Here is a 26256-nt window from a genome sequence, read left to right on the forward strand (position 1 = left end):
TGTTAGTTGCCTTAGTCAATCATATTGATAAGCTTATACTGAGCTTCAACATTTAATCCGTATTTGACGAGGTATTGAGCGCAATTAAAAAATTTTGAACAGTCGATGCTTTGAGTAGTGTAGATGATTCAAAAACGATCGTTTATGGGGCTCTTCAGGATTCAGGGTGTAAACGCGATCTAAAGCCACCGGTTTCCAACAATGACCGTGCGATATAGTGCGTCAAATTCGTGAACCCCAAAGCGATACCCCGCAGGTGCTCCAACCGCCCATTGAGTGCTTCAGTAGGCCCATTGGAACTGCCAATGTGATCAAAATACGCGAGGATATCCGGTTTCCGCCTGCGCAGCGTACCACCGAGTTTCTTCAACTCCGGTAAACCCTTCGGCACTTTGGTACCGATCTCGTTGATCAGTTGTTCCATGGCCCACTTCCCGATCTCGGGCTTCTTCTGCCGGTAGGCATCAACCATCCTCTGGTAAACGCTCCAGACCAATTGCACAGGCTCGTGCTTCGCAACGTTGAACAGGTCTTCAACGCGCTGTTTCTGTTTCTCTGTGGCCAGCGATAAACCTGTAGTCAGCGTACGCCGGCACTTATACAGCGGATCATCTTTCCGGCCACGCCGCCCATATTGTTCACGCTGAACTCGTTGTCTGGCCTGGTCCAACGCCTCGGAGCCGAGCTTGACCACATGAAAAGGGTCCAAGACTTCTACGGCTTGGGGCAGTTCCTCAGCAGCAGCGCTTTTGAAGCCGGTGAACCCGTCCATCGCGACCACCTCAACATTGTTTTTCCATGCTTCACCGCGTTCAGCAAGCCAGGTCTTGAACACGGCCTTGGAACGTCCGGGAATCATGTCGAGCAATCGTGCGGTGCCAGTGCCAGCCTTCACCGGGGTGAGGTCAACAATGACCGTCACGTACTTGTCTCCACTTTTGGTATTCCGCCACACGTGCTCATCAACTCCCAACACTTTGACTCCGTTGAACCGGGTTGGGTCATCTATCAGCAGGCGCTGGCCTTCGGCCAGCACTGCTTCGTTGGCGGTATTCCAGGTGACACCGAGCCCTTCGGCAATCCGTGAGACTGACAGGTGCTGGGTGACTAGCCCGGCCAAAGCCCAGCGTAGCCCGGTCCGGCTGATTTTCTGTCGTGGCGCTACCGCTTGGCTGAGGTCTTCACGCCAGACTCGTTGGCAGTGGTTGCAGCGGTAGCGGCGGTGCTTGATCACCAGGACGGTGGGCCGCCATCCGAACGGTTCGTGGGCCAGGCGCCGGGTGACGGTATCGCGTGGATTTCCGGGCGTTCCGCACGTTTGGCACCATGGGTCAGGGTTGGTCACTTGGCAGAGGATCTCAGCTTTCTTCGGCGTGAGGCGCTGCCCGATGGCGGTGAGTCCCAGTCCGTCAAGGTTGGTGAAAGTCGTGAGATTTGCGGGGGTATAGATAGAATGGTGCACAGTCGAGGTCTCTAGAAATGGTTAGTGTGGTAACTTCCATTCTTCTGGAAGGCCTCGACTTTTTAATGCATTGACGACATGCCCGGGATCCGGGGTGTTGGGTTTAGGTGGCTACACTCTCAATTCTGAAGAGCCACTTATCTGGCCAGACGGGCCCATGTCCTTTGCTGTCTTCTTCGTGACAGGAACGACAAGCAAAGGGCGGGAACTGTCTGGGTGTGGTGATCAACGTGGTGGCCGCGGTCGAGGCTGCGAAGGATTCTTGGCAGGCCCGGTGGCGTAGGTGGCCTACTTTTACCGCTTTAATGGCTCAAATGTGGCCGCTTTAATGGCCTATTTCTTCAGCCGTGATGGCTTACTTAAAGTTGATCACACACAGCAACCTCGCCGTCCCCTGGTCCCCCACCTCCTACAAAGGCCTGCTCTTCGGCCTAGACCTGGAATCAGGGTGGGGCGTCATGCACGACCCGATCTTCGCCTACCCGAACACCGTGAACAACGCCAACGTCATCCTCATCGGCGACCTCGGCTCCGCCAAAAGCTCGGGAGGTAAAACCTGGGGCTGCCTGCGCCCGCTGATCCTGAACCGCAACGTCATCGTCGTCGACAAGAAACCCTCGGACTCCAACCCGGAAGAAGGCGAATACGCAGCCCTGTCCCGGTTCTTCGGGCGTGAGCCGATCACTTTCAAGATCGGTGGCGGCGGAGCCTGCCTGAACATCTTCGACCCGGCTATCTCCCCCGAAGTCGAGGACACCCTCACAACAGGTTCCGAAGCACCACCAGCCAAGCCCAACTGCTGCGGTCGGTCGCCACCGAAGTCCTCGGCCGGCCAGTGTCCTCCCGCGAAGGCAAAGCGATGCGCACCGCCCACCACCGCGTCCTCAAAGAAACCCATGCTACTGGCCGTACCCCCACCATCGGGCTGGTCATTGCCCGCATGCTCGCCCCCTCCCCGATCGACTGCGAGGAACTGCAGATCGACCGGACCGTCTTGCGCGAATGGGGGTACGATCTGGCGTTCGAACTGGAACGGTTCGTCGATGAGGACCTCTCCGGCCTGATCGACGGCGAAACCTCGGAAAACGTGATCCTCGCTGACGGGCTGACCGTCTTCGACGTCTCCCAACTGCCTGAGACCGGGCCGGCGTTGGCGATCATCATGACCGTTATCAACACGTGGATGACCAACCGGCTCTTCCGGGCCAAGAACCGGCGCCAAACCCACTTCATCGTCGAAGAAGCCTGGCACGTGGTTCAAACCTCCGTCGCCAAAGTGATCCGCCGCAACCAGAAAGTCTCCCGCGCCATCGGCCTGTCGAACTGGTTCATGTTCCACCACGTCTCAGACATCCCACCCGGCACCGAAGCCGAGGCGATCATCAAGGAATGCGACACCGTCCTGGTCTATCAGCAGAAGAAAGCCCCGGACGCTAGGGCTGCAGTGGAAATGTTCGACCTGCCCGCCTCCAGTTACGGCACGATCTTGAACTTGGCCACCGGCACCTGCCTGATGAAAATCGGCAACGAAGCACCGTTCGAGGTCAAGCATCTGCGCAGCGACGTGGAAAAGATCCTCGCCGACACCGACAAGGCCCTCACCGCCCAGAAAATGAACGAGGTGATCACCGATGAGCTCGAACCCCACGCAGCGTAACCGCGAAATCCCCGCCTGGCTGATCATCGCCGCCCTGGCCGGCCTAGCACTGGTGGCGTTGAACTGGGGCGAACGCCTCACCCCCACCGGCACCGGGATCTCGTGGAACCCAATGGACCTGATCCAAGCCGCCCTCGACAAAAACCTGGGATGGCCGACCGCGTCGTGGTTCATCCTCGGTGGCTTCGCAGCCGTGCTGATCGTGGCGTATGTGCTGTTCACCGAACTCTGGACTGGCTCGCGGGACGAGGCGAAGAAATTCACCCCGCAAGGGGCTGCGATTACGTCGATGATGGGCTTCACCTCCGCCTGGCGCAAAGCCCGCCAAATCTACGGGGCGCAGGTCACGAAGAAGACCGCCGAAGCGTTCATCGCCCTGGCGGTCTATGCCAATGCGTCGAAGAAAATCCCGCTGTATATCCAGCTGGAAGACAGCATGTGGGTCTACGCCCCAGCCCGCGGTGGCAAGACCTCCAGCATCGTCATCCCCATGATCCTCAACGCCCCCGGCCCAGTCCTGGCAACGTCGACCAAACCAGATGTGGTTGCGTGGACTGCTATTGCCCGGGAGAAACAAGGGCAAGTGTTTGTGTGCGACTGGGAAAACATCACCGGCTGGCCCAATACCGTGAACTGGACACCGATCTACGGGTGCAAGGACGAAGATGAAGCTTTGGAGCGCGGCAAGGCATGGGCTAACGCTGCCCCGATGGAAGGAACCAAGAATGGTTCCTGGTTCAGCGCCAAAGCCGGCACCGTCCTCGGCCGCCTCCTGCACGCCGCCGCACTGGAAGACCGCACCATGGATGACTTGCTCATGTGGATCTTCGACTCCCACAACCCCGAACCCATCACCATCCTTGAAGACCACCACAAATCCCGGGCCTTCATCCAGCCCCTGCGCGAACGCACCGAATCGCGGGCCGGCGAAACCGAGGACTCCATCAAAGCCACTCTCATCTCCCTCGCCGAACCACTGGTCACCGAACGGGTGCTCTCCCAGTTCCGCTTCCGCAAGGAAGAAGCCTTCGACATCAACACGTTCCTTGAAGGGCCGAACACCTTGCACATCGTGGTCGACGGGGAGAACTCTCCGTTGGGGACCTTGAGCACGATGTTCGCTGACCAGGTCTATCGGGCGGCACGCCGCAAATCCAGCCAGTTCGCCTCCGGACGGCTCTGGCCCGTATTCCGCATGGTCCTGGATGAGGCACCGAATGTGGCGGCGTTCAGCAACATGGGCGAGCTGATCACCGACACCGGAGGCCGAGGCATCCAAGTGATCGGCATCAGCCAATCCTTCATCCAGAACGAAGCACGCTGGGGCAAGGAAGAAGCCAAGACCATTGAATCCAACGCCTCGTTGAAGCTGATCTTCCCCGGCATCAACAGCGAAGACTTGAAAACCTACGCGAATGACATGGGCGTACGAGACACCCCGCGTATCAGCCACTCCTCGCGCAAGACCGGTGGATCGATGACCCAAAGCACGGAGGAAAAGGCGGTCGTGCGTGCTGAGGAGCTCAAGCACCTGCGGTTCGGGCAAGCCACCGCCGTCTACCGGAATCTGCCACCGCACGTGGTGCATACCGAGATGGTGTGGCATCGCAAAGACCATAAGGACTTGAAAGACATGAAAGACCAAACGTTGCGCAGGTGCGGAAAGATCTTCCACGAACCCACCCAAACCCATGACGGTAATCAGTCGGCAGAAACCCTTGGCGGTGCCCGATGAGCGAACCACAAACCCACGATGACCTCGTCGAGCTGATCGTTCCGCTGGTTGAGCCGCTGATCGAACGTCAAGAAAAGGTCGAGCAAGGCCTCGCCGCACAAGAAACAGTTCTTGTGGAACTCACGAACCAGCTGGAACGGCTCACCAGCATAGGGCCCGAACAGGATATTTCACCGTGGAATCTCTATGCGGCCAACCCGAAACAAATCAGTGAACTGCTGACCAAGATCAACCAGTGGCTGCCATGGATGAACGCAACCTACGGTGCGGGGCAAAGCACGAACATGATCCCAGCTTGCTGGTTCCTCCACCCGAACGTCGTAGCTCACGTGGTCGGGTTATATACGTCGTGGACGGCCGCGAACTACGGGTCCGAGACTCCGAATAGCGATCTGGTGTATTGGAACCTGCGCTACCTACCCGACGTACTCGACATCATCAACGCACCAGCGGATAAGGGCGGCATGGCCGGCTGCCGGCGCGAACACCGCGCGCCGGAACGGACGGATCCAGTTCCCGAGGCATTCACGGATGAATTCGACCAATGGGTCATGCAAAAATATCCTCTACCCGATGCCCAAGCCGATTCCATTCCACAAGAGACCTCCGAATGAGATTTTCAAAGCTTCTCGTTTCGGCTGAGAACGCCGTCTGGCCCTTTGGCCATTGCATTGCGACCGCGCGGGACCATATGCCCCAGGTGTAAACTTGTACTAATAGCAAAGGGACAAGGATTCTTGCTCTTATACGTCGAAGAAACCCACGGATTCCGTGGGTTTCTTAGGTTAACAGTGGAAGAAAATTTCTTTAGCTCTTCTACGATGATTATGCGTCGTCTTCTCGATTTTGCTGCTTGAATCGTCGGGCTGCCGCTATCGCTTCCTCCGCGACAATCTCATAGTTCAAGCGGCCCTGCGACAGGGGAATGGAGTCCTCTCCATACTTCTCGTATGCCAGATCAACGAGCTCTGCAGGATCAGTAATGCCCATCGCATTGACCAGATAGCCTAAATCGATGATGTCCTTATCGCGCTCTGCCGCAACTTTCATCGCTGCCAGCGTCGGCAAATCAGCAAGCTTCACAGCGGAAGACAAGCCCTCCGGGTAGGCCATCCAGCGAACGTTGTCCGGCAGGAATGCTGCCGCACGCGAATTCAACCATTTTTTCGGCAGGTTGTAGTCTTCGGCCATGGCGTCAACAACCTCATCGACGACAGCAGTGCTTTGATATTTGGCGTCGATATCCTCGGTCACTCGGTCCAACAGTCCGTGTAGCAATAGTGCGGCGCCTCCGACGATCTGAATATCGAGGGCTACGCCGCGTTCAGCCAATCGGCGCTCAAGTTCGCTAAGGAACTCAACGATCTTGTCTCTGGTAAATCCATCCCCGTTCATGCGGTGGCCAAGCTTCGTTCGCGCATCCATACGTTCATTTCACGAAGTTCCTTTGGGGTTTCGGATCGGATGAGTTGCTTCATCCGGTCTCCGACGGGATAGATTTTTTCCGAGAGGAACACAGGTTCAGCAGACGCAGCGGTTTTCCGTGCCCAAGCAGGCGTGATGCTATCGGTCTTCGAAGCGACCCAGCGTGTCAGTGCTGCAAGAGTCACCAAATACTGCGCATCATCAATCGCAGGGCGCTGCCGCAAGAGCGGCCGCCCTTCTTGGAGTGATTCGGCAGCGTATTCTCCGACCAACCTCAGAGCGTACTCATAATCTTTCGCTGCAAGAGACCGGCGAAAAATGCCGGAGATCTCTTCGCCACGATCAGGGACTTTTCGGAGTGCTGGCTCTTCGAATCCGAGCTCGTGCAGCACTTTCAACGTCAACCCCAGTGAGGCTGAGTCTTTTCCTGATTCCAGCTCGCTGATGAATTTGCGGGAAACACCTGCCGAAGCAGCCAGCTCGCCCTGTGTCATGCCCAATGCTTTGCGTTGCGCTTTGATCCGCGTCCCCAGCTCAGAGGACATCATTGATACGTACTCCATACAATCATTATGGCACCGTACGGTTACATTTCACAGTAACCTGCCCATGCTAAGCTCAATCCAAGAATCTCGTTCCCCTATTGACTCTGGGGCGTTTGACCACATGCCTCAGTTCAGTACCGTGCAACTTTTCCATCTTGAGCTCACGCTCACCTAGTCAAGCTGCGGCCCATAACACCGTAGCTTCGGCAATTGCTCTCGATTAACAAGTCATATCCGTCGCTAGTTTGCGGCGGCTTGATCCGCGAATCTCCTTGCCTATAACTTGCAGATTTAGTCACCGAAGCGCATCAGGATGAGCCACGAAATGTCGCTCGGTCAAGTATTCCGTTGAAATCGAACGGAGTGAACTTCGCCGGAGCTATCGGAACCGCTGAGCAGCCAACGTGCGGAATCCTAGAACGCTGAGCCCAGCACATCATCCAGATCGAAGTTCTGGGGATTGCTCGCCAAGATCTCTATGGCATATTGGCCTTCGAATCGGAGTTCATTATCAAGCCGTGCCCACGCTGGTTGGCGCGGGTCAGAGATCTGGTTATACAAAGTGATGATTCGTGAGCGGTCAGACCTTTGAAGCCGTGGCACCAGCGCCAATGGGTCCCCCAACAACGTTGATAACAAAGCTGTATCTTCCAGGTGACGCTCACGGTCCTTGAAGTCCTCTCGATAGGCGGTGCTTTCAAAACCACTGCGCCCAGGACACCCGAGATTCTCAGCGTCGCAACCAGCTCTCCAGATACATCCATGACACTGCAGTTGATGGTGCGTTTCAGCGCCTGCGTGCCGGCCGGAATCTGGAATGGTTCACGACCGCCCAGTTTCAGAGTAGAGCCGGACACCTACAAAAATTTTGGAATCCTTTAGTCCAATGACCTGACTTTTTGATATTCTTCAAATAAGATCAGTAACGTTAGGAACCATATCCAGGGTTCAACAGGGGTCAAATATCGATTTTCGGAGAACTATGCGGGCAAATCTAACTTTCATTCGAGGCACAAAGCTATTAGGCATTAGCGGAATCTGCCTTTCCCTAACTCTCTTTGGCATGAATATAGCTTCTGCTGCGGAACCAGCACCACTCGACCTAGAAAATTATTCCTCCGAGAAACTCATCGTTGACCAGTCTTCTATCGAAGTAACTGATGGCAACGCTTCCATGAGCCTTACATTGCCAGGAAAGCCCGCAGAGCTGGCAACGCCAGATCTATCGGGAGTACCAGAAACTCTAATTGCACATGCCACCGAGCCTGCTCTGACGACAGAAACGAAGGAGGCTTCGATTTCAAGTTTTGAGACACCGAACGGTTCTCAGACGCTGATTTCAATTGAATCTGCTGAAGCTTCCCACACCTATAATTTTCCTTTTGAGGCCCCATCCGGCTCTGTGAGTCAGCTAGAAAAAGATGGCTCAGTAAGCTTCATCAATGATGAGGGAGAGTATGTTGGAGGCATATCCGAGCCATGGGCTTATGACGCTAACGGGAAGCAGCTAGAAACTAGTTTTAGCTTGTCAAATGGTATTTTGACTCAAACTGTAGAGTTTGACGAGCACACGGCGTTTCCTGTCGTAGCAGATCCCAATACGGTCTGGGGTTGGACTGTTTGTGTTGCTACAGTGGGTGCCAACCTAATGCCTTGGGGAGCTGCTGCAAAAGTTGGATATAAGTTAGTCAAGCGGTTCGGATCCGTCAAAAAAGGCGTGAATATTATATGGCGTGCGTACCACAGCAAAAAGGGCGCAACCGCAAAGCGAAATGCAGCTGTAGCTGTAGCTGGTGGCCTGTTCGCCGAGCTTATTGGTATTAACGACATCAAGCAAAACTGTTTCTCCTAATCCGGAAAGAAGTTCCCAATGGCTACTGAAGCTAACCCAACGTCGCAAAATAAACGTAAGCCGAAGGCTATTCTTAGCGACTACTTTTATCTCGTCCTTGCTCTCTTGGGCCTTTCGCAGCTTCCTGCTACCTTCCAGACCAACGGACTATGGATAGGTCTTCTTCAGCTCGGCGCAATTTTGTGTTTCACCTATCTCATCGCAGCTGGCAACAAAGGTCGTTTTGTTCCTTGGCTAGATCACGATAAGCACCGTATTTAAGTGCCCGGTGGCTATGAAAGAGAGCACTTACCGCTATCTTTCATAGCCACCGTCCTTTGGACGTATAGCGGCTCTTCAGAATTGAGAGTGTAGCCACCTAAACCCAACACCCCGGATCCCGGGCATGTCGTCAATGCATTAAAAAGTCGAGGCCTTCCAGAAGAATGGAAGTTACCACACTAACCATTTCTAGAGACCTCGACTGTGCACCATTCTATCTATACCCCCGCAAATCTCACGACTTTCACCAACCTTGACGGACTGGGACTCACCGCCATCGGGCAGCGCCTCACGCCGAAGAAAGCTGAGATCCTCTGCCAAGTGACCAACCCTGACCCATGGTGCCAAACGTGCGGAACGCCCGGAAATCCACGCGATACCGTCACCCGGCGCCTGGCCCACGAACCGTTCGGATGGCGGCCCACCGTCCTGGTGATCAAGCACCGCCGCTACCGCTGCAACCACTGCCAACGAGTCTGGCGTGAAGACCTCAGCCAAGCGGTAGCGCCACGACAGAAAATCAGCCGGACCGGGCTACGCTGGGCTTTGGCCGGGCTAGTCACCCAGCACCTGTCAGTCTCACGGATTGCCGAAGGGCTCGGTGTCACCTGGAATACCGCCAACGAAGCAGTGCTGGCCGAAGGCCAGCGCCTGCTGATAGATGACCCAACCCGGTTCAACGGAGTCAAAGTGTTGGGAGTTGATGAGCACGTGTGGCGGCATACCAAAAGTGGAGACAAGTACGTGACGGTCATTGTTGACCTCACCCCGGTGAAGGCTGGCACTGGCACCGCACGATTGCTCGACATGATTCCCGGACGTTCCAAGGCCGTGTTCAAGACCTGGCTTGCTGAACGCGGTGAAGCATGGAAAAACAATGTTGAGGTGGTCGCGATGGACGGGTTCACCGGCTTCAAAAGCGCTGCTGCTGAGGAACTGCCCCAAGCCGTAGAAGTCTTGGACCCTTTTCATGTGGTCAAGCTCGGCTCCGAGGCGTTGGACCAGGCCAGACAACGAGTTCAGCGTGAACAATATGGGCGGCGTGGCCGGAAAGATGATCCGCTGTATAAGTGCCGGCGTACGCTGACTACAGGTTTATCGCTGGCCACAGAGAAACAGAAACAGCGCGTTGAAGACCTGTTCAACGTTGCGAAGCACGAGCCTGTGCAATTGGTCTGGAGCGTTTACCAGAGGATGGTTGATGCCTACCGGCAGAAGAAGCCCGAGATCGGGAAGTGGGCCATGGAACAACTGATCAACGAGATCGGTACCAAAGTGCCGAAGGGTTTACCGGAGTTGAAGAAACTCGGTGGTACGCTGCGCAGGCGGAAACCGGATATCCTCGCGTATTTTGATCACATTGGCAGTTCCAATGGGCCTACTGAAGCACTCAATGGGCGGTTGGAGCACCTGCGGGGTATCGCTTTGGGGTTCACGAATTTGACGCACTATATCGCACGGTCATTGTTGGAAACCGGTGGCTTTAGATCGCGTTTACACCCTGAATCCTGAAGAGCCCGTATAGCTTGCACCGGTACATATGGCGTCGCAATTTTCCGAGGTGGCTAGCAGGGTTTCGAGTAGTCGGCAGGGTCGGGAAACTGAAGGCACGCCATTTCGCGAGGCGCACTGCTCTCGCTGCCACGTTCTGAGCCTCTCGTTCCTTTTGCGCACGTTGCACGGCAGCCAACTGTGTTTTTAACCAGACGTTCTCGCGCTCCACCAGCTCCAGCTGTTTCATTTGTTTTCGAAGTCGCGGCGCAGTCTCCAGCCCATAAGCCTTTTCCACACTGGCGCAGGCTTTTTGAGTTACCCGGAGAGCGTTCTTGGCATGCCATAGCGGACCTAGGCCATCCTGATAAGACGATGATATAGACATGGTCTTCCCTGTGACGCACCATCACCCACCGCTGATCCGCATGCCCCATCTCCTCTGCAAACAACTGCCATTGTCAGCATGCTGCTTATTGCTCAATGTCCGATTTCCTTCTGTCTTGCGAGGGGCAGGATGTTAGACCACGTCATTAACCCAAGCGTGCATTCAACACGATACGTAGTTCAAACCCCTTATCTCAGGGTCGGTCCGGATGGTCCGCGACGCTGCGCTTCATCGTCCTTGAGCTTGCGCTGCTGATCAGCTGCCTGCTGCTGCGCCTCTTGTGTCTTGCGCAGGCGGGCCAGCAACTCATTCGTCTCAGCAGCCCCCGACCTTTCCTGGCCTGCATGGTTTTCGCTAGTACTCATGGCGTTCTCCTTCTCCTGCGGGGTGGTCTCATTACGGGTTTGGGCTCGTTGGCGTAACGCCGCGATCTTCGCCGCCGCATCCGACTGATGCACGGCTGTTCCCGCTTCATCGGCCTTCTGCTGTGTTAGTTGTTCCTTGGCGTCGTCGGGCATTGGCTTGCGCGTGGTCAGCTCTGAATGCTTATGAAGCTCGGCGGCACGGTTGCGCAGGTGTTGGGCCACCGGGTTGTCCTTCAGATGCTGTGTGGGCAGCAGGGTTGGTTCTGAGTTAGGGATGTTGTAGGTGCGGCGGTAGGTGGCGATCTCAGCTGCCAGCCGGCGCCACTCTTCCGCCCGGTCAGCCCGCCCCGGTACTGGACCCAGGTCTTCAAGCCATGCTGGCGGGTTTTGGGCGAGTTCTGCTCCGAGCCTCTGGTGCTCGGCATCAACCACAGGACGGTACGCTTCGATCTGTTCCTTCCAGGCTGCTGGCAGGCGCGGATCAGCCAGTTGTGTGCGGGGGGCGAACCATTCACCCAACCGGTTGGGTTCGCGGGGCTGCTCGAACGGGGTTTGTTCCAGTTCGCGCAGCTTCAGCTCGGTACTGATGCGCCGCAGGACGGTGCCGCTGGTTCCGGCCAGTGTCCGATGCTCACGGCCCCGGATCTCTGCCTGGGCCAGTGGTTCTGGCATGTCCTGACGCAGCTGCTGCTCGTGGCGCAGCTTGCCCAGCGACCAGGAAAGGTACGCTTCGTTGTTGTCCACGTCTGAGGGGATCTGGCGGATCAGTTCGTTATCGGTGTGCTTGATCCGGGCCGCTAGTTCTTCGTCGCCCAGGTGGCCGTACAGCCGGCGGGTCAGCGGTGAGATCTTTTCAGCTTCAGCAAGCTCGACCGCGCTCTTGCGGGACGAGGAGCCGGCAGCTTCGGAGCGGTCCAATGCGCGTTCCTTCAATGCGAGCAGGTGGTCTTGGTTCACCTCGCGCAGGGGGCGTTCGGCTGTAGTGAGAGTAGCTTCGCGGTTCTCGAGCAAGGTGTCCATGCGCCAGGCCAGGATCGCGGCGATGCTGTCTGCTTCGGTGAAGTCGTGCTGTGAATAGGCGTCCTCGATGAGGGTTTCCAGCTTCACCCCAGCCTCTTCGGCCCGTTCCAGATGCCGGGAAACTGCGCCCCAGGCCGGGTCTTCAAGGATTGGCTGGGCAATCGGGGTACTGAGGGTGGTGCGCAGGATCTGCTCGTACTTGGCGCTCTGGGCTTGGTCTACCAAGTCCCGATAGATCATTCCGAGGCTGTTGATGTCTCGGGCCTGCTCGAATTCGCGGGTGACGGTTTCGTGGGCGGTGAGGTTCAGGTCGGTACGCTCGGCAATACCGTTCAGGACCGTGTCGGCTCGGTCCCCGCCGGCCAGGCCCACATAGATGCGGTTGTCGTATTTGCCGCGGCTGGTCGCCACATACGCGCCGGCACGATCAGTGCTTTTGGTCAGCAGTGCGTGGGCGGTGTCGACGGTGGCGCCCTGGGCACTATGCACGGTATCTGCATAGCCGAGGTTCCCTAAACCCACCTACCTCTCACACGAGAAGGAAGGCGGGCCGAAGCATGGGCCACAACGAACAAGAACAGACCACGGTGCCACTGCGGGCGGTGGTGTACGTCAGGATCAGCGACGACCCCGAGGGTAGCGGGCGTGGCGTTGATCGGCAGGAGACGGACTGCCGCGCCTACGCCGCCGCGCATGGGTGGGAAGTCGCAGCCGTGTTTCGTGAGAACGACACGTCAGCGTTTAAGCAGCGCACGATCACACTGTTGTCGGGTGAGCGGGTGCGGCGGGTGATCCGGCCCCAGTTCCGGGCCATGCTCAAACACCTTACTGATGGGCAATCGCAGGTGATGATCGCGTACGACCTGGATCGGGCGGTGCGTGACCCGAGAGACTTGGAGGACTTGATCGACGCGAAAGTCCTCGGCGGCTTCACCGTCCGCTCGGTAACTGGCTCACTACGGTTGGACACCGACTCCGATGTGGCGATGGCCAGGGTGCTCGTCGCGATGGCGAACAAGTCCTCTGCCGACACGGCCCGCCGTGTGGCGAGGGCGGCGAAGCAGCAAGCCATCGAGGGGACCTGGCATGGAGGCAGGGTGCCGTTCGGATACCGCGCCGAGAGCGGTGTCCTCTTCATTGACCCGGTGACCGGGCCGCTGGTGGCCGAGGCCATGCAGCGGGTGCTGGCCGGTGATTCCCTGTACCGGATTCGCAAAGACTGGAACGAGCGCGGCATACTCACCACCCACGGGTGCGCATGGTCGGACAGGACACTCAAGCTGATGCTGCGCAACCCCTCCAACAAGGGAGTGCGTGAGTACCGGCCCGTGCTACCCGATGGCACGCGTGCGAAGTCCTCGAAGATGCAGGTGCAGGCGGCGTGGCCTGCGATTGTCGATGAAGAGACCTGGCAGCAAGTGTCCGATGTGCTTGACGCGAGGAAGCAGGCCCGAAACTTCCATCAACCCGGCAGTGGCGCTGCGAAACGCATGTACCCGTTCTCGGGTCTCATTCGTTGCTCCGAGTGCGGAACAGCGATGATTCACCGAGGCAACGTGTACCAGTGCGTGCCACCGACGCCGGGCGGGTGCAACCGGTCGATTCGTTCCGCCGACATCTCAAAACTCGTAGAGGAAGCGGTGCTGGCGACCTTCGAACAGATCACTCTCCACCCGACTCAACGCCAAGCCTCCGGTACTGACCTGGCGGCGCGCGTCGGGCTCACGGCGACGCTCGAAGCAGATCGTGAACGTCTGGCGCAGTTGGATGATGATCATTATGACGGGCTGATCGATAAGGCGATGTGGGTGCGGCAACGTGCGAGGATTGCGGAGCGGATCGAGGCCACCCGTCGCGAGTACACCGCTACGATGCCCGAGCACACCGGGCCGAGCATCGACGTCACCACGGTTGCCGCTGAATGGCAAGGCCGTACCCCACTGTGGCAGTATAAGGCGACGAGCCTGATCATGCAGGCGGTGCTTGTTCATGCGCTCCCGGAGGGTATGAACGGTGCGACTCCGGCTCGTCGGCGCAACGAGAGCGTTGAGGCGTTTCATCTTCGCCGAGCTGCGTACCGCACCGAAGTTCTTGCTCACCGGGTCGAGTTGATCTGGCGCGCCTAACTCCCAGCATGATCAGGCGTGGTGAAATTCCTCGCTCTGGACTACTCGACGGTTCAGGGCGCGGGGCTTTCTCGCGTCTCGCCTAAAACACGGTTCGTCGTTCGAGGCGCGGAGCACAGCCCTCGCAGTTCAGCCAACACAACCGGATCACGCACCACCGCTGCCAGACCCTGTGCGTGACGTGACGCAACAGCCAGTCGCGCACCAAGCGTGGCGGAAGCCTGCGCGCGCGGCGTCTGCGAGTACCGCAACCGGTCGCTTGCGGGAACAGTTCGGCCCGGTGTGGGATCGGTAATGATGTCCATACCCGATAGGTGCGCAACCACAGCATCTGGTATCCCTTAGAAACGTGAGCTACTATATATGCTCACACAACTCAATCAGGGGCCGCACGGCTGACGCGGTTCACAACCAGCGGGAGTGTTGATTCAAGACCACGCTGGCGCACCAGAGTCGGACTCACCTCCGAACCGCTTTTACGTAGATGAATCACGGGGGTGCTGATTCGGCACCCCCGTGATTCATCCAGATGGAGGCTTTCCCCGGGACACACGGTGTCGCCGAATCGACGGGACCGTAGAACGCTCACGGTTCACCTGGAGACAAAGAAAGCCCTGGTCGCACGGTGGTGCCACAGTGGCTCCACCGTCACGATTCACCCCGAAACCGTAAAACCCCTGATCCTGCGGTGCCGCCACAGTGGCGGGACCGAAAAGAACTGACGTCATCCAGAGAGACTCCCTTGGGCGCGAAGTAGGAGCTTCCGCGCCCACCCGCATTACTGCTGCGAAAGGGGAATCGGCTTGCCCGACAGTGTTTCTGCCTGTTTTTTTAGGGAGTTTGAGCGTGTCAAGTGCGACGGGGAAAGCCTCGTCGCTAGCGTTCGTTGCCAGGATGTCGCCACATTGCCGCCCCACGGAGGCGGATGATCTGAGACTTCTGAGCGTCTGCCGAATGCGGATACGAAACGGCTACAAAGTGCTGCGTCTAATCTGCTCCCAGCCTGTGTGATTGCGCCATGAGGCCGTCACTAGAGCTTGCTCCGAGGAAGTGAGCTGCCCGGTGAAGCACACGGCGCAGGACTGGTTTGCATGACATTCGCTTCGAAGGAGCGCTCTGACGAGATTTGGTCGAGCTTGAACCGGCGCATCTCGGCCGGTGGGTCGCAGGTTTTGGTCTTTTAGTGAGAACACCCGCACAGTTCAGAAGGGTGCCTCAATCCCGCTCAGGGAGCCGACGCATGATCATTGCTCCGGCGAGCAGTGCCGCCGACAGTGGCAGCGCGAAGAAGGTGGCGACCCTGCTAAAGAATCTCAGTACAGCCAGCAACTCCTGGTAATGGACGTTGAGCTGGGTGAGGAGCTCCGTCACACCCATGGTTCCGATGATGCCAAGCACGAGGAGCCAAATTGCGGAAGTTTGCATTTTCTTTGCGAAGGCTGCGTTGGTCTGCGTGGTCTGTTCGATCATGTTCACGGTCCTGTATCCTCCCGGCGCTCCTGCCCCCGAACTCGCTTCTCGACAGGGTGTGGCGTCGGGGTCTGGTTCCATTCCACCTTGCCACAATTGATCAGGAGTCACTACTGGTGCGCTTCAAACGTTTCTCGGGTCCTGGGCTCCGACATCGGAGAATAGCGTTGAGGTGCCACTTCACGCTCAAGGCTCGACGAGCGTTGATGATCAGAGATGGAAAATTAACACAAGTGGCATTTTGAGTTTTCATGACATACGTTGAAGGTAGCGCTATCGAAGAGGACCTCGCCTAATTGAAACTCAATGTGATTTAGGAGTGATTGTCGTGAAGACATCCTGGAAGACTCGTATCGGGATCGGTGCGACGGCCGCACTGTCTGCCATGATACTTGCGCTGGGTAGTCCTGCGTATGCAACCGAAGGCTCTGCGCCGCCAGAGCCGGGCCAGGCTGAAAGTGATATCGAATACACCCCCGTGAAGCCGACCGCAGACAAGGTCTTCATTAACGGAGAGCCAACCGATATCGCTGTGATGCCCGGCTTTGATCCAACGGCCCCTGCCGTGGTGATCGACGATAAAGGCCCGGTAGCGGTCGATGACCTCTCGGTCGTCAGTGCCGACGGCCTAGTTAGCGAGCTGTCGATGGTGTCAATCACTGACAGGGCAGCCCTCGCAAGCTGCTGGACGGGCTGGGTAGCTCCGGGGACCGGAACATGGTACACCTCCAACCCGGGATGCTCCGTTATCGGCATCTCGCCTTCCGCCACCGCGGGCTACGACTGGACGGTCGACTTCAATTCTCTCGGTTCTGCGTGTCTGCAGGGACGCGGCTACCAGGCTCGTCATCTGCCGGGCGGTGGCACCGCTTGGGATGAATACTTCGCCGGACTCGGCTGCGGCGGCGGCGGAAGCTTTGGCGGTGGCACCGTGAGCTGGGGCGAAGTAGCCTCAACGAAAGTCGTCAAGGCATTGTCCTACTCGGTGCCTACAGGTGCCGCTGGCATGTACCAGTAATCAGCAAACTGCGCTATGACGCTGGGCGGTGGGGAGGTTCCTCACCGCCCAGTTGATTTTCTCGGCGGGAGGGAAGCTCATCGCTAGGGAAAGGGTGCCCAATCTCCACGCTCTTCGGTGAGGTTCCATCAACGCGCGGTGTTTGGGTGCGTCCCAGATAGATCTGGTTCATGTCGTGGAAAGCATCAAGCGGCTCGTGCTTCTGCTTAGATCCCCTCACGACCCGAACCACCAAGCCTATGCCGATCACAGACCAAAGAACGATTGTAAACCACGGCGTCCACGGTGCTCGAATCGCCAACGATATAGCCCAAGCGATGAACGCAAGGACCACCACAATCCAAATACCAATCCTAATCAGGCGTTGACGTGCCAAAATAACCTCCAAAATATCTCCCTTGTCCCGTACGATACCGGCCAAACATAAGCAGGACATCACCTCCCCATTGGCGCTCAGCAGCTGACTTCTCGACCGGCAAGACCAAGAAACTCATCTCGCTTCTGCCTTGTTATGACTCCTGAACTGAATCATTCACAAACCCTCTCGCCAATCCGATGGCGAATTATTTTCAAGCGAACCACCTCCAAGTGCTCGCCCGATTTCCAACCTCTTCTTTCGGACACAACCGCCGATTCGGATACTTCCAACATCTCACATACTCTCCTTGAGCTGGTCAAGTTCTTGAGACACGATCTTTGATCTTTTCTAAATATTCTCAAGCCGCCAAGGCTAAAGAATTTCTTTCCTGGTACGAGTCCAGAACTGCCTGAGGGCTGAGCCCTCCGTTAGCTGTATGCGGTCGCTTCCGGTTGTACCAAACCTCGATGTATTCCATCACCGCGGTACGCGCTGCTACTCTGCTGGTGAAAGCCCGGTGGTGATACATTTCGTTCTTGATCGTCGAGAAGGTTGACTCTGCGACGGAGTTGTCCCAGCACACCCCCGTGCGCCCCATCGACTGCCGCACCCCTTGCTCAGCGCACCATGCCTGGAACGCGCCAGAGGTGTACTGCGTGCCCCGGTCTGAATGGAACACGGTGCCAGGCTGGATAAAGCCCCGCGACGCGGCAAGCTCCATCGCGTCAATGACCAGCTGAGTTTGCATGTTCTCGCCCATTGACCAGCCCACGATCTGACGCGAATACAAATCGATGACCGTCGCCAAATACAACCAGCCTTCGCCGGTGCGCAGGTAGGTGATATCGCCAACCAGTTTCGCCCCAGGACGGCAAGAGCGGAAGTCCCGCCGGCCGAGCTTATCGACCATATGGTTCTTGATATGCGCCGTCCGGGCCTGATGATCACGAACCGTCGTGGTCTTGAACGCGCTCATCCGTTTGGCTTGGATCCCCAGGTCTTTCATGATCGAGAGGACCGTAGACTTCGGGATCTGTTCCTCATGGTTGTTGCGGAGCAGGTCCACCAGTTGACCTGCCCCAGCAACCTGGTTGGATGCTTCGAATTCGGTGTGGACCAGTTCGGTGCGGCGCCTGCGCAGTGCTTGGGCTTGGCTCAGCTCCTCGCAGGGGTTTAGCCACCGGTAATAGGACGCCCTGGAAACCTGCAGTTTCTGGCACATCCAGTTCACCGGGTACTGGCCGGCATGGGCTTTGATGAAGGTGAAGATTGCGCTTATTTCTTGCTGTTCGAGGCGAAATAGGCGCTGACATCTTTTAAAAAGTCGTTCTCCCGTTTCACCTCCAGCAGTTCCTTGCGTAGCTTTTCGTATTGGGCCCATTCCACCGGTCCGCGTTCCTCGGTTTCCGCTTCGGGGTGCTCGGTGCGGTAAGCGCGGACCCAGTTGCCCAGGGTTCCTTCGTTGATGCCTAGAGAGGCTGCGACCTCGACCAGGCTCTTCTGGGAGGAGATCACTAGTTCGACTGCTTCGGCACGGAACTCCGGAGTGAACTTCTGACGTTTGGACATGCACTCATTCTCCTACGAACGCGTGTCTCACAACATCATGACAGCTCACCTGAATTCACATACTCTCCTGAATTGAATTGAATTGAATGCACGTATGCCACGGCGGGGCCGTGGTGCGCACCTTCCTCATGAGACGACTCATGAGGGAGGCCAGGGTGAAGGGCGGGGTGATCCTGTTCCGCGGCAGCGGTGCTGCCGCGCGCCGCTATGTCGAGGCCGACCGCTCCCGCGCTGACGAGTACTACCTCGGCGCTGACAACGCGGTGGCTGAGTATGCGGTGCTCGACGGCAGAGGCGAGGTCACCGCCACCCGATCGCTCGCGGCGGACGAGTACGAGGGATGGGTGGACTGGACCAACCCCGTCACCGAGGAGTTGATGGGCACCCCACGCACGGCCACCGAGGGCGCGAAGGGGTCGCCGTTGTTCGCGGAGATGACGATCAACGCCCCCAAGAGCTTGTCGGTAGCCGCCGCCCTCCACCCCGACGTGTCGGCAGCGCTGGACGCCGCCCAGCAGGACGCTCTCTCAGAGATACAGCGGTGGCTCGGCCAGCACTCCGTGACCAGGGTCGGCTCTCGTCAGGCGCGAGAGGTCGTGCCCATCGAGAGCATGCAGGTCGTCGGCATCCGGCACAAGACCTCGCGTGCGGGTGATCCGCACCGGCATATCCACATGCAGATCGGCACGCGGGTGTGGGCGGCTGGAAAGTGGCGGGCGCTGGATACTGCCGCGTTGTTCAAGCAGCAGGGCGCGATCCGCGCGTTGGGTGCGGCGGTGATTGCCGCGCACCCACAGCTCGCGCGCACGCTCGCCGAGCACGGCCTGACTCTGAATCCGGCCAGCGGTGAGGTGACCGAGTTGGAGCCGTTCAACGCGGTGATGTCGAAGCGGTCGGCGCAGATCAGACGGAATCTCGACCGGCTCGAAGCCGAATGGGAAGCCCAGCATCCGGGCGAGGCGCTTGGCCCGGTGATGACGGCGCGGTTGCAGGGCATCGCGTAGACGCACCAGCGGCCCGGCAAGAGGCCCGCTGACCTGAAGAACGAGCGATGGTGGATGCAGGAACTCCGCGACGCCGGATACGACCCCGCAGGCCTTGAACGCCGTACGGTGCTACCGGTGGTGTCGGTGGATGACCTGACCGTGCGGGAGGTTGCATCGCGGGCACTGGACCGTACCGCCGCCGCATCCTCGACGTGGACACGGCACGTTATCCAGGAGCACGTCACTCGGATCATCACCGAGCACGGCGTGCAGGCGACGTCCGCTGAGTTGCGGGAGTTCATCACTATGGCGACCGGGCTTGCCGTCTCGGATTGCTTCTCCGTCCTCCCGCCAGACGCGGCGGCGCCGGAGCATGTCGCGCACCTGACCAGCCTCAGCGTGGTCGCTGCCGAGACCGCACTACGCGACCAACTCACCGCCGCGACACCGCAACGGGAGCCGGAACCCCCGGATATAACCGAGGCCGCGCAAGCGGCTGGGCTGGATGAAGGGCAGGCGGTCGCAGCAGCGGCGGTTGCTTCGGCCGATCCGCTGGTGATCGTGGAAGGAGCGGCGGGTAGCGGGAAGACGACGATGCTGCGCACCGCCATCGAAGTGGCCGCTCAGCACGGCCGAGTGTCGCGGGTGGTTGCGCCGACGAAGAAGGCCGCGCAGGTGGCTGAGGAAGAACTTGGAGTTCCTGCAACGTCGGTTGCGGCGCTCGTGTACGCGCACGGATGGCGATGGAACGCTGACGGCGTATGGACACGCCTCAACCCCGGCGACAGCGACCCTGACAGCGGACGGAACTACACCGGCCCGCCGAGGCACGCGCGACTGTCGCGGGGGGAGCGAGTGCTCGTCGACGAGGCCGGGATGCTCGACCAAGACACCGCCCGCGCCCTCCTGACTGTGACGGCTGAGGTGGGGGCGACGGTCGCGCTCGTCGGCGACCGCGCACAGTTGCCTGCTGTGGGCCGTGGTGGGGTGCTCGACATGGCCGCGCAGATCGGGGGCCGCACCTATGACATGACCGAGCTGCACCGCTTCACCGATGCCGAGTACGCGGCGTTGACGTTGTCGATGCGTGACCGCGACATCCCCGGCAAGGTGTTCGACCAGCTCGCCGCGATGGGGCTGGTGATGTTGCACGCTGATGACGAGCATGCCCGCGAGCACATCGCCGAGCATGCCCACGACGGCGAAGCCATCACCGTCGCCACCAACGATGAAGCCGCCGAGTTGAACGAGCGCATCCGCGCTGGGCGCATCGAGGGTGGCGAGGTTGATGACGCGGTGACGGTGACCGGCAGTGATGGCCTCCCCATCGGTCGAGGCGATGCGATCCAGACCCGGAGGAACGACACCGCGCTTGGAGTCGCGAACCGGCAGCAATGGGTCGTGCAGCAGGTCACCGATGACGGCACCGTTTACGCCCGCGAGGTCGGCAGTGGCCGCAAGAACCCCCGCACTGTCACCCTCCCATCCGAGTATGTGGCAGAGCATGCGCACCTGTCCTACGCGGCGACCGCGTACGGTGTCCAGGGCGCAACCGTCACCACCTCCCACACCTTCTTGTCGGAGGCCACGAGCGCGGCAGGCGTCTACGTCGGCATGACCAGAGGCCGCGAAACCAACCGGCTGCACGTCGTCGCTGATAACATCTCAGACGCCCGGGCGCGGTTCATTGAGGCGATGGAACGCGACCCCGCTGACCGGGGTCTCGATCACGCCACCGCCCAAGCCGTCGAAGCGGTGCGAAGCCTCATCACCGATGGCCCAGTCAAGCTCGTTACCGAAGAACTGGCTCGCCTCGACCGGGAGGCCGTGCGCGCCCAGAGTCAGGCGGAAAGGTGGGAGCGGATCACCGCACGCCTTGATGCCCAACGCGACGCGCATCGCGCCGAAGATGAGCAAGACGCCGCCGCGATCCACGTGGCCGAGGTCGCGGCCGAGCAGGTGCGCGCCGAGCTCACGGGACCGCTCGTTCAACAAGCAAAGCAGGACGGCACGGCCTACCTCGATGCCGTGGAGAACGAAGCCACCACCAGTGCTCGAGCCTCGACTGTCGGCAGATTCGGCAAGCGCAAAGTCCGCGCCGAGCACCAGGCCGCCAAGGAGCAGGCGCAGGCTCAGTGGGAGTGGGTACGCGACGGCTGGGGCGATGAACCGCCCCGTACTCGCCTGGGGCTCCACACATGGGCGGCGCAGGCAGCGGCACGGAAAGCCGAGGATGACCCCCGCGTGAGCGATGCCGTCCGTGCTGTCGAAGCAGCGCACGCCGAACGCAGGATGACTCAGCAGCGACACCGCCAGGAGCGTATGGCATTGCTGTTCATCGAACTCGGAGCCGACGAAGCCCGCCGCGACCAGTTCGGAATGCGCACCACCAACCCGCACCGTAACGCCCAGAACGCCCGCACGAGAGCCGCCCTGAACCGCGCCGAGGCCGACGAACTCCGCAGCCTTCCCGTCAACGCCGCCGCCCGGCGCATCGAGGCTAACCGCGCCGAACAGGAGCAGAAGCGGCAGCAGGCAGCAAGGCGGGCGCGACAACTCCAAGAGCCGTTCGAGCGAGACTCTCACCCCAGCAATTCGCGACGGGAAGGACCGGGGCGCGGACTCTGATGCGCTACGCGGTCGTGGACTGCTCTCGAAGCCAGGCCCTGATACGGCGGCGCGCGTTGGCGTATGGCGAAGAAGTGTTGAACTGGATCATCCTGCCTGCCGTGTACTTGCCGTACCAGGGCTCTCCATACAGTTCCTCGTCACTGAGTCCGGTAATGAGGGAGACAATGCCGGACTTCGCTTGCTCGAAACGCTCAAGCAACTCGGGCCACGACAGGTCGGCGTAGTCGCGGTAGAAGCGTTGAGCAAGGTCACCGAGCTGATTCCACGTGAGCCCCGGAGCTGGAAACTCGGGTTCAATCCCACGGCTCCGCAGCTCGTGCCAGGACAGCACCGTTTCGTTCCAGCCGATCAGATACGCCACCAGATCAGCCGGGCTCATCATCGTTTCGGCTTTGTGCCCTGGCAATGACATCTCACGCGCCCGCGTCTCGGGCACCCGGACAAGATCGCGGGCAAGCTTGCCGTATCCGTCCTCGACGGCGTACAGCAACTCAGCCTTGGACTGCGGAACCGCCAAGCCATGCTCCAATCTCCGGTTACGTGTCTTCTCCCAGTCTCCCATTGTACGCTGACCGCCCGGGAGAGAGGCCAGCGACCTCCGTGCGGTCAACGCATCACCGGCGCTTAGGCGGCATGTCCGTGAGTCGCCAGTAGACTAAAACTGCGCACACGCGCAGGATCACAGGTGAGTGTGTTTGGGGCACCTCGGCTACCCGAGGATCACGCTTTCAGCGACATAATCGGCGGGGATGACGGCCAGTCCGTGGTGTTGCTGGTGTCGGGCGAGCAGGTGCCCTGATTCGATGCCTTCGACTATCCAGGAGTCGTTGTTCTTCACGAAGTCCTTGCCCTGGTGGACGCTGAGGCGGCGGTCGTTGTTCTTGGTCAGGATGACATCGCCAACATAGATCTCCGTGTCATGCCGGCCAAGAATCTTTTGGGTTGGATCCAGTTCATTGTTGCCCAGCCGATAGGCTTGGGCCTTCTGATTCAAGGCAGCGACTTGTTCGTTGGTGCCGGCCAGCATCAGGGAGGTGCGGTGTTCGTTGGTGTCTTTCTGCCAGGCGGCGAACACGTGGTCGGCCATGTCGCAGGTGGTGCCGGCTTTGATCTTTCCTTCACTGCGGTAGTACGCCCACGGGTCGTCCTTGCCCACTGCTGGGGCTTCGCGCAGGGCCAGGGAGGCGGCAGCTTCGCCAAGGTTGGGAGTGCCGTCAAGGTTCCTGAACCGGTGGATTTCCTCCAGGTGGGTGAGCTGTTCTTCGTGGTTGAGCAGGCGCAGGATCCCGCCAGATCCAACCGCGGCGAGCTGCTTGTCATCGCCAATGGCACGGACCAGGGCGCCGTGTTCTTGGGCTTGCTCGATCAGGGCCAGGAATTGGGTGGTGCCGATCATGCCGGCTTCGTCGATGATCACCACGTCCCCTGGCGACAGCTTGTCCTCGCTGGCCAGGAGCCGGTCGACAGTCATCGCTTCCACCCCGACCTCATGGCCTAGCAGGGTGGCGGCTTTGGCTGAAGGGGCTACGGCGATGACGTGGTGATCGGCTTGTTTCATGGCGTTGACGGTCAGTTTCATGGAGGTGGTTTTGCCGGTGCCAGCCGGCCCGATGCCTGCTACGAGGAGTTTGGGGCTGCAGGAGAATTCATGGGCCAACGCCACCTGCTGCTCGTTCAGCCGGCCCTCGGAACTGTCGAGGACGCTCTGGAAATGGTCGACCGTGACCGCGGGAATGACATCAGTGCGCGCGGCCTGCAGGACCTTGTGTTCGGCTTCCAGCACCGTCTCGGAGGTATAGAGGGCGGCGTGGGGTTTCTGGTACTTGTGCACCGCCACCACTGCTCCCGCTACCGGTGCTGGCACTGGAAGATCAGGGGTCACTTTCAGACTCAAGGAGTCAATCGCGGTGGCCCGGACTTGTGCGATGACCGCATCAGATACGGGTTGGGCTTGGTACTGGTTGGTGATTTGGCGGCGCACTTCTGCTTCCACATGCGCCTGATTCCATGTCGCCCGCGACTGCTCCAGGCGGGTGATGGTGGACTGCGCCAGCTCACGGATCTGCTCCTCTGGCAGCTTGTCGATTGGCGTGTAAACAGGTTCCTGGCGGGCGGAGTACTTGCGGGCCGCAGCGAATAATTCATCGCCCACCAAGGCTCCGGGGACAGTGGAGAATTTGTCTTGCCAGTGCTCGGTGAGCTCTGAAAGGGAGAGGCCTTTCTTCTTCTCCGCACGGGTTTCCAAGGTCGCTTGCTGGGAGAGCTTGATCAGCTGCTTCGGGCTCGGAGCCCTTCCATGCTTCTCTTCGAATTCATCCACGAGGGTCTTCAGCTGGGCTTTGATGTTGGTCCGGCGTGAGGACGCAGCTTCAATGCTGGCCAGGGGGATGCCGCCAATTTCGGTGATCGGGCGTTTGCCTTCCACCGTGCGTTGAGTGGTGGCCAGGCCGAGGTCGCGGCAGATGTTCTGCATGACCCTTGCGTTGTAATGCTCCGAAGCAGACACCGCATACTTGTGCAGGACGGTCCCGTCGATGGCACTCCACTTGCCATCCATCCCCAGTACTTTGTTGGACACAACGATATGGTCATGCAGCTGCGGATCCCCGTCACGGGAGTCATAATGCCGGAAGGAGGTGTAGATCAGTCCGCCGTCCACGTCTTCTGAGCGGATCCCGTTCTTGCCGCGGCGGGTGAAGACCGCATTGTTTTCCAAGTACTTCATGGCGTCTTCGATGGCCTCATGCTGGGCTTTCTCAATGACTTCCTGGACCTTGCGGTCGCTGACTCCCCAAAGGTAGGAGATGCTCTTGGACGGGGAGAACACCATGTCATACCCGGCCACGGCGTTCGATCCCTTATGGGTTTGCCGGGAGATGAATTGGCTTAGTTCTTCCTTAGTCTTCGGCTTGCGGCCGTGCAGCTTGTAGAAGTGCTCGCCACCGGCCTTGGCGCGCAGGACACGTCGTTCATCAGCGGTCGGTTCGCGGTGCTTGAGCCGGGTGAAATCGCCCAGGGCGGTGTTGATCTTCTTAGCCAGTTCGCCGTCGAACTGGTCGAAACGCTTGTAGCGTTGGCCCAGCTGCGCGTGGATCTTCTCCCCCGACACCGGATCTATCTGGCCGGCTAATGGGTGTTGTCCTAGCCCGTAGAGCAGCTCCATTTGCTCTTCGGTGACTTCACCATGCACGCCGAGGTTCTTAGCACCCCGTCCTCCCCAGATGCCGGGCGGGTGGCCGGTGACGGTGTAGTAATCCCCGAGCTTCCGATCCGGTGAGCGCAGCTCATCAGCGGAAGCAACTTCACGGGTGTAGTAGAGATAGCCGTCCCCTGCACTGAGCTTATGCAGGGTCATCACACGTTCGATTCTAGTAATTCCGGCCAAAGTTATCGAGGATGCAAGAGGTGTGACAGATCTAGTCTTGATGGATCGGGGAGAAGTAGGGCCGGAGGACTTCGACGATGCGTGAGAGATCTTGAGACGGCCAAATCGAGGTACGAGTGGAAACTGGCGGGTCAAGGCTCTTGCGTGTCGGCGATGGCACTGACCGGAGGGCTGCTACCGATCCATGAAGTTGGTCGGATCTGCATCCTTTGAGGAACGAAGAAGAAATAGTGCAGAACCGGGCAAAGAGATCTGGCCATCAAAAGAAGGATGTTTTTGGTGCGGTTTTGCACCTGCGATCTTCGCTGTGTGCAGGTGCGTCCAAGGTGGGTTTGATAGGGTCGCAGCTGTGCCCAGGGCAAGTCTCTTGTGTAAAACCGTGGCCCGATGTTTTCCACGTGTGGGCGGGTGGAGACAGCTCTTAATCTCAAAGCCGTCCACAGGTGGGAAACATCGGGCAGGACAGAGCCTGAGCGTCAGCGAAGCCCGTTAACGCGTTTTTTGGGTGGGGT

At 59.1% G+C, this 26256-nt stretch carries 18 protein-coding genes; 10 read left to right on the forward strand and 8 right to left on the reverse strand.

Annotation, left to right across the window (positions count from 1 at the left end; all coding sequences use genetic code 11):
* Positions 1–154: 154 nt before the first annotated feature.
* Positions 155–1462: an ISL3-like element ISAar23 family transposase gene (locus AARI_RS15725; RefSeq protein WP_013350252.1), complete on the reverse strand. Its 1308-nt coding sequence runs from the start codon at positions 1460–1462 to the stop codon at positions 155–157.
* Positions 1463–2402: 940 nt separating this feature from the next.
* Between AARI_RS15725 and AARI_RS18765 the strand changes: the two genes are divergently transcribed.
* From AARI_RS18765 to AARI_RS15740, 3 genes are read left to right on the forward strand one after another with little or no spacing between them, the layout of a single operon-like run.
* On the forward strand, positions 2403–3119 hold the full coding sequence (locus AARI_RS18765) for a hypothetical protein (protein WP_157867175.1): 717 nt from the start codon (positions 2403–2405) through the stop codon (positions 3117–3119).
* Positions 3094–4854 (forward strand): type IV secretory system conjugative DNA transfer family protein, encoded by a 1761-nt coding sequence (locus tag AARI_RS15735; RefSeq protein WP_013350253.1) that lies wholly within the window; start codon positions 3094–3096, stop codon positions 4852–4854. Before AARI_RS18765 ends, AARI_RS15735 begins: the two co-directional genes overlap by 26 nt.
* On the forward strand, positions 4851–5468 hold the full coding sequence (locus tag AARI_RS15740; RefSeq protein ID WP_013350254.1) for a DUF4913 domain-containing protein: 618 nt from the start codon (positions 4851–4853) through the stop codon (positions 5466–5468). The genes AARI_RS15735 and AARI_RS15740 overlap by 4 nt, the downstream gene beginning before the upstream one ends.
* 211 nt (positions 5469–5679) lie before the next feature.
* Here the strand turns inward: AARI_RS15740 and AARI_RS20155 are convergent, their stop codons facing one another.
* Positions 5680–6249, reverse strand: coding sequence for a DUF6036 family nucleotidyltransferase (locus tag AARI_RS20155; RefSeq protein WP_013350255.1), 570 nt, complete (start codon positions 6247–6249; stop codon positions 5680–5682).
* A complete protein-coding gene (locus AARI_RS15750) occupies positions 6246–6827 on the reverse strand; it encodes a helix-turn-helix domain-containing protein (protein WP_013350256.1) in 582 nt (193 codons plus the stop codon). The genes AARI_RS20155 and AARI_RS15750 overlap by 4 nt, the downstream gene beginning before the upstream one ends.
* A 1060-nt stretch (positions 6828–7887) precedes the next feature.
* Here AARI_RS15750 and AARI_RS18770 point away from each other — a divergent pair.
* The 3 genes from AARI_RS18770 (at position 7888) to AARI_RS15765 (ending at position 10449) form a co-directional block, all read left to right on the forward strand.
* Positions 7888–8676 (forward strand): hypothetical protein, encoded by a 789-nt coding sequence (locus AARI_RS18770; RefSeq protein ID WP_013350257.1) that lies wholly within the window; start codon positions 7888–7890, stop codon positions 8674–8676.
* Between the two features lie 18 nt (positions 8677–8694).
* On the forward strand, positions 8695–8937 hold the full coding sequence (locus AARI_RS15760; protein ID WP_013350258.1) for a hypothetical protein: 243 nt from the start codon (positions 8695–8697) through the stop codon (positions 8935–8937).
* A gap of 204 nt (positions 8938–9141) precedes the next feature.
* Positions 9142–10449: an ISL3-like element ISAar23 family transposase gene (locus AARI_RS15765; protein ID WP_013347623.1), complete on the forward strand. Its 1308-nt coding sequence runs from the start codon at positions 9142–9144 to the stop codon at positions 10447–10449.
* Between the two features lie 555 nt (positions 10450–11004).
* On the opposite strand, the gene AARI_RS18775 is transcribed toward AARI_RS15765, so the two are convergent.
* A complete protein-coding gene (locus AARI_RS18775) occupies positions 11005–12723 on the reverse strand; it encodes a C-terminal helicase domain-containing protein (RefSeq protein ID WP_102598997.1) in 1719 nt (572 codons plus the stop codon).
* A gap of 35 nt (positions 12724–12758) precedes the next feature.
* On the opposite strand from AARI_RS18775, the gene AARI_RS15790 reads away from it, so the two are divergent.
* On the forward strand, positions 12759–14327 hold the full coding sequence (locus AARI_RS15790) for a recombinase family protein (RefSeq protein ID WP_013350259.1): 1569 nt from the start codon (positions 12759–12761) through the stop codon (positions 14325–14327).
* A 1215-nt stretch (positions 14328–15542) separates the two neighbouring features.
* Here the strand turns inward: AARI_RS15790 and AARI_RS15795 are convergent.
* A complete protein-coding gene (locus AARI_RS15795) occupies positions 15543–15797 on the reverse strand; it encodes a hypothetical protein (protein WP_140393397.1) in 255 nt (84 codons plus the stop codon).
* A 328-nt stretch (positions 15798–16125) separates the two neighbouring features.
* Here AARI_RS15795 and AARI_RS15800 point away from each other — a divergent pair, with 328 nt between their 5' ends.
* Positions 16126–16815, forward strand: coding sequence for a hypothetical protein (locus AARI_RS15800; RefSeq protein ID WP_041649090.1), 690 nt, complete (start codon positions 16126–16128; stop codon positions 16813–16815).
* 716 nt (positions 16816–17531) lie between these two features.
* On the opposite strand, the gene AARI_RS15810 is transcribed toward AARI_RS15800, so the two are convergent.
* Positions 17532–18742 (reverse strand): IS3-like element ISAar25 family transposase gene (locus AARI_RS15810; protein ID WP_076611950.1). Its coding sequence is split into 2 segments (ribosomal slippage): positions 17532–18496 and positions 18496–18742, totalling 1212 coding nucleotides; the frame shifts between segments, so codons are not numbered across the junction.
* Between the two features lie 110 nt (positions 18743–18852).
* Between AARI_RS15810 and mobF (AARI_RS20160) the strand changes: the two genes are divergently transcribed.
* Complete coding sequence (gene mobF, locus AARI_RS20160) at positions 18853–19746, forward strand: MobF family relaxase (RefSeq protein WP_231849401.1); 894 nt, start codon at positions 18853–18855, stop codon at positions 19744–19746.
* A 54-nt stretch (positions 19747–19800) separates the two neighbouring features.
* On the forward strand, positions 19801–22356 hold the full coding sequence (locus AARI_RS15820; RefSeq protein ID WP_231849402.1) for an ATP-dependent DNA helicase: 2556 nt from the start codon (positions 19801–19803) through the stop codon (positions 22354–22356).
* A 4-nt stretch (positions 22357–22360) separates the two neighbouring features.
* Here the strand turns inward: AARI_RS15820 and AARI_RS15825 are convergent, their stop codons facing one another.
* Positions 22361–22876: a ClbS/DfsB family four-helix bundle protein gene (locus AARI_RS15825; protein ID WP_041650241.1), complete on the reverse strand. Its 516-nt coding sequence runs from the start codon at positions 22874–22876 to the stop codon at positions 22361–22363.
* A 192-nt stretch (positions 22877–23068) separates the two neighbouring features.
* Positions 23069–25714, reverse strand: a complete 2646-nt coding sequence (mobF, locus tag AARI_RS15830; protein WP_049862675.1) for a MobF family relaxase — start codon at positions 25712–25714, stop codon at positions 23069–23071.
* Between the last annotated feature and the right edge of the window lie 542 nt (positions 25715–26256).

It is taken from the genome of Glutamicibacter arilaitensis Re117, assembly GCF_000197735.1.
Taxonomy (GTDB): Bacteria; Actinomycetota; Actinomycetes; order Actinomycetales; family Micrococcaceae; genus Glutamicibacter; species Glutamicibacter arilaitensis.

Excerpts from the sequence above, each read along its gene's own strand:
- AARI_RS15790 (WP_013350259.1), top strand. The coding sequence starts at position 12,759 with ATGGGCCACAACGAACAAGAACAGACCACGGTGCCACTGCGGGCGGTG.
- AARI_RS15795 (WP_140393397.1), bottom strand. The coding sequence starts at position 15,797 with ATGATCGAACAGACCACGCAGACCAACGCAGCCTTCGCAAAGAAAATG.
- AARI_RS15750 (WP_013350256.1), bottom strand. The coding sequence starts at position 6,827 with ATGATGTCCTCTGAGCTGGGGACGCGGATCAAAGCGCAACGCAAAGCA.
- AARI_RS15740 (WP_013350254.1), top strand. The coding sequence starts at position 4,851 with ATGAGCGAACCACAAACCCACGATGACCTCGTCGAGCTGATCGTTCCG.
- AARI_RS18765 (WP_157867175.1), top strand. The coding sequence starts at position 2,403 with ATGCTCGCCCCCTCCCCGATCGACTGCGAGGAACTGCAGATCGACCGG.
- AARI_RS15760 (WP_013350258.1), top strand. The coding sequence starts at position 8,695 with ATGGCTACTGAAGCTAACCCAACGTCGCAAAATAAACGTAAGCCGAAG.
- AARI_RS15820 (WP_231849402.1), top strand. The coding sequence starts at position 19,801 with ATGCAGGAACTCCGCGACGCCGGATACGACCCCGCAGGCCTTGAACGC.
- AARI_RS20155 (WP_013350255.1), bottom strand. The coding sequence starts at position 6,249 with ATGAACGGGGATGGATTTACCAGAGACAAGATCGTTGAGTTCCTTAGC.
- mobF (WP_049862675.1), bottom strand. The coding sequence starts at position 25,714 with ATGACCCTGCATAAGCTCAGTGCAGGGGACGGCTATCTCTACTACACC.
- AARI_RS15735 (WP_013350253.1), top strand. The coding sequence starts at position 3,094 with ATGAGCTCGAACCCCACGCAGCGTAACCGCGAAATCCCCGCCTGGCTG.
- AARI_RS18770 (WP_013350257.1), top strand. The coding sequence starts at position 7,888 with ATGAATATAGCTTCTGCTGCGGAACCAGCACCACTCGACCTAGAAAAT.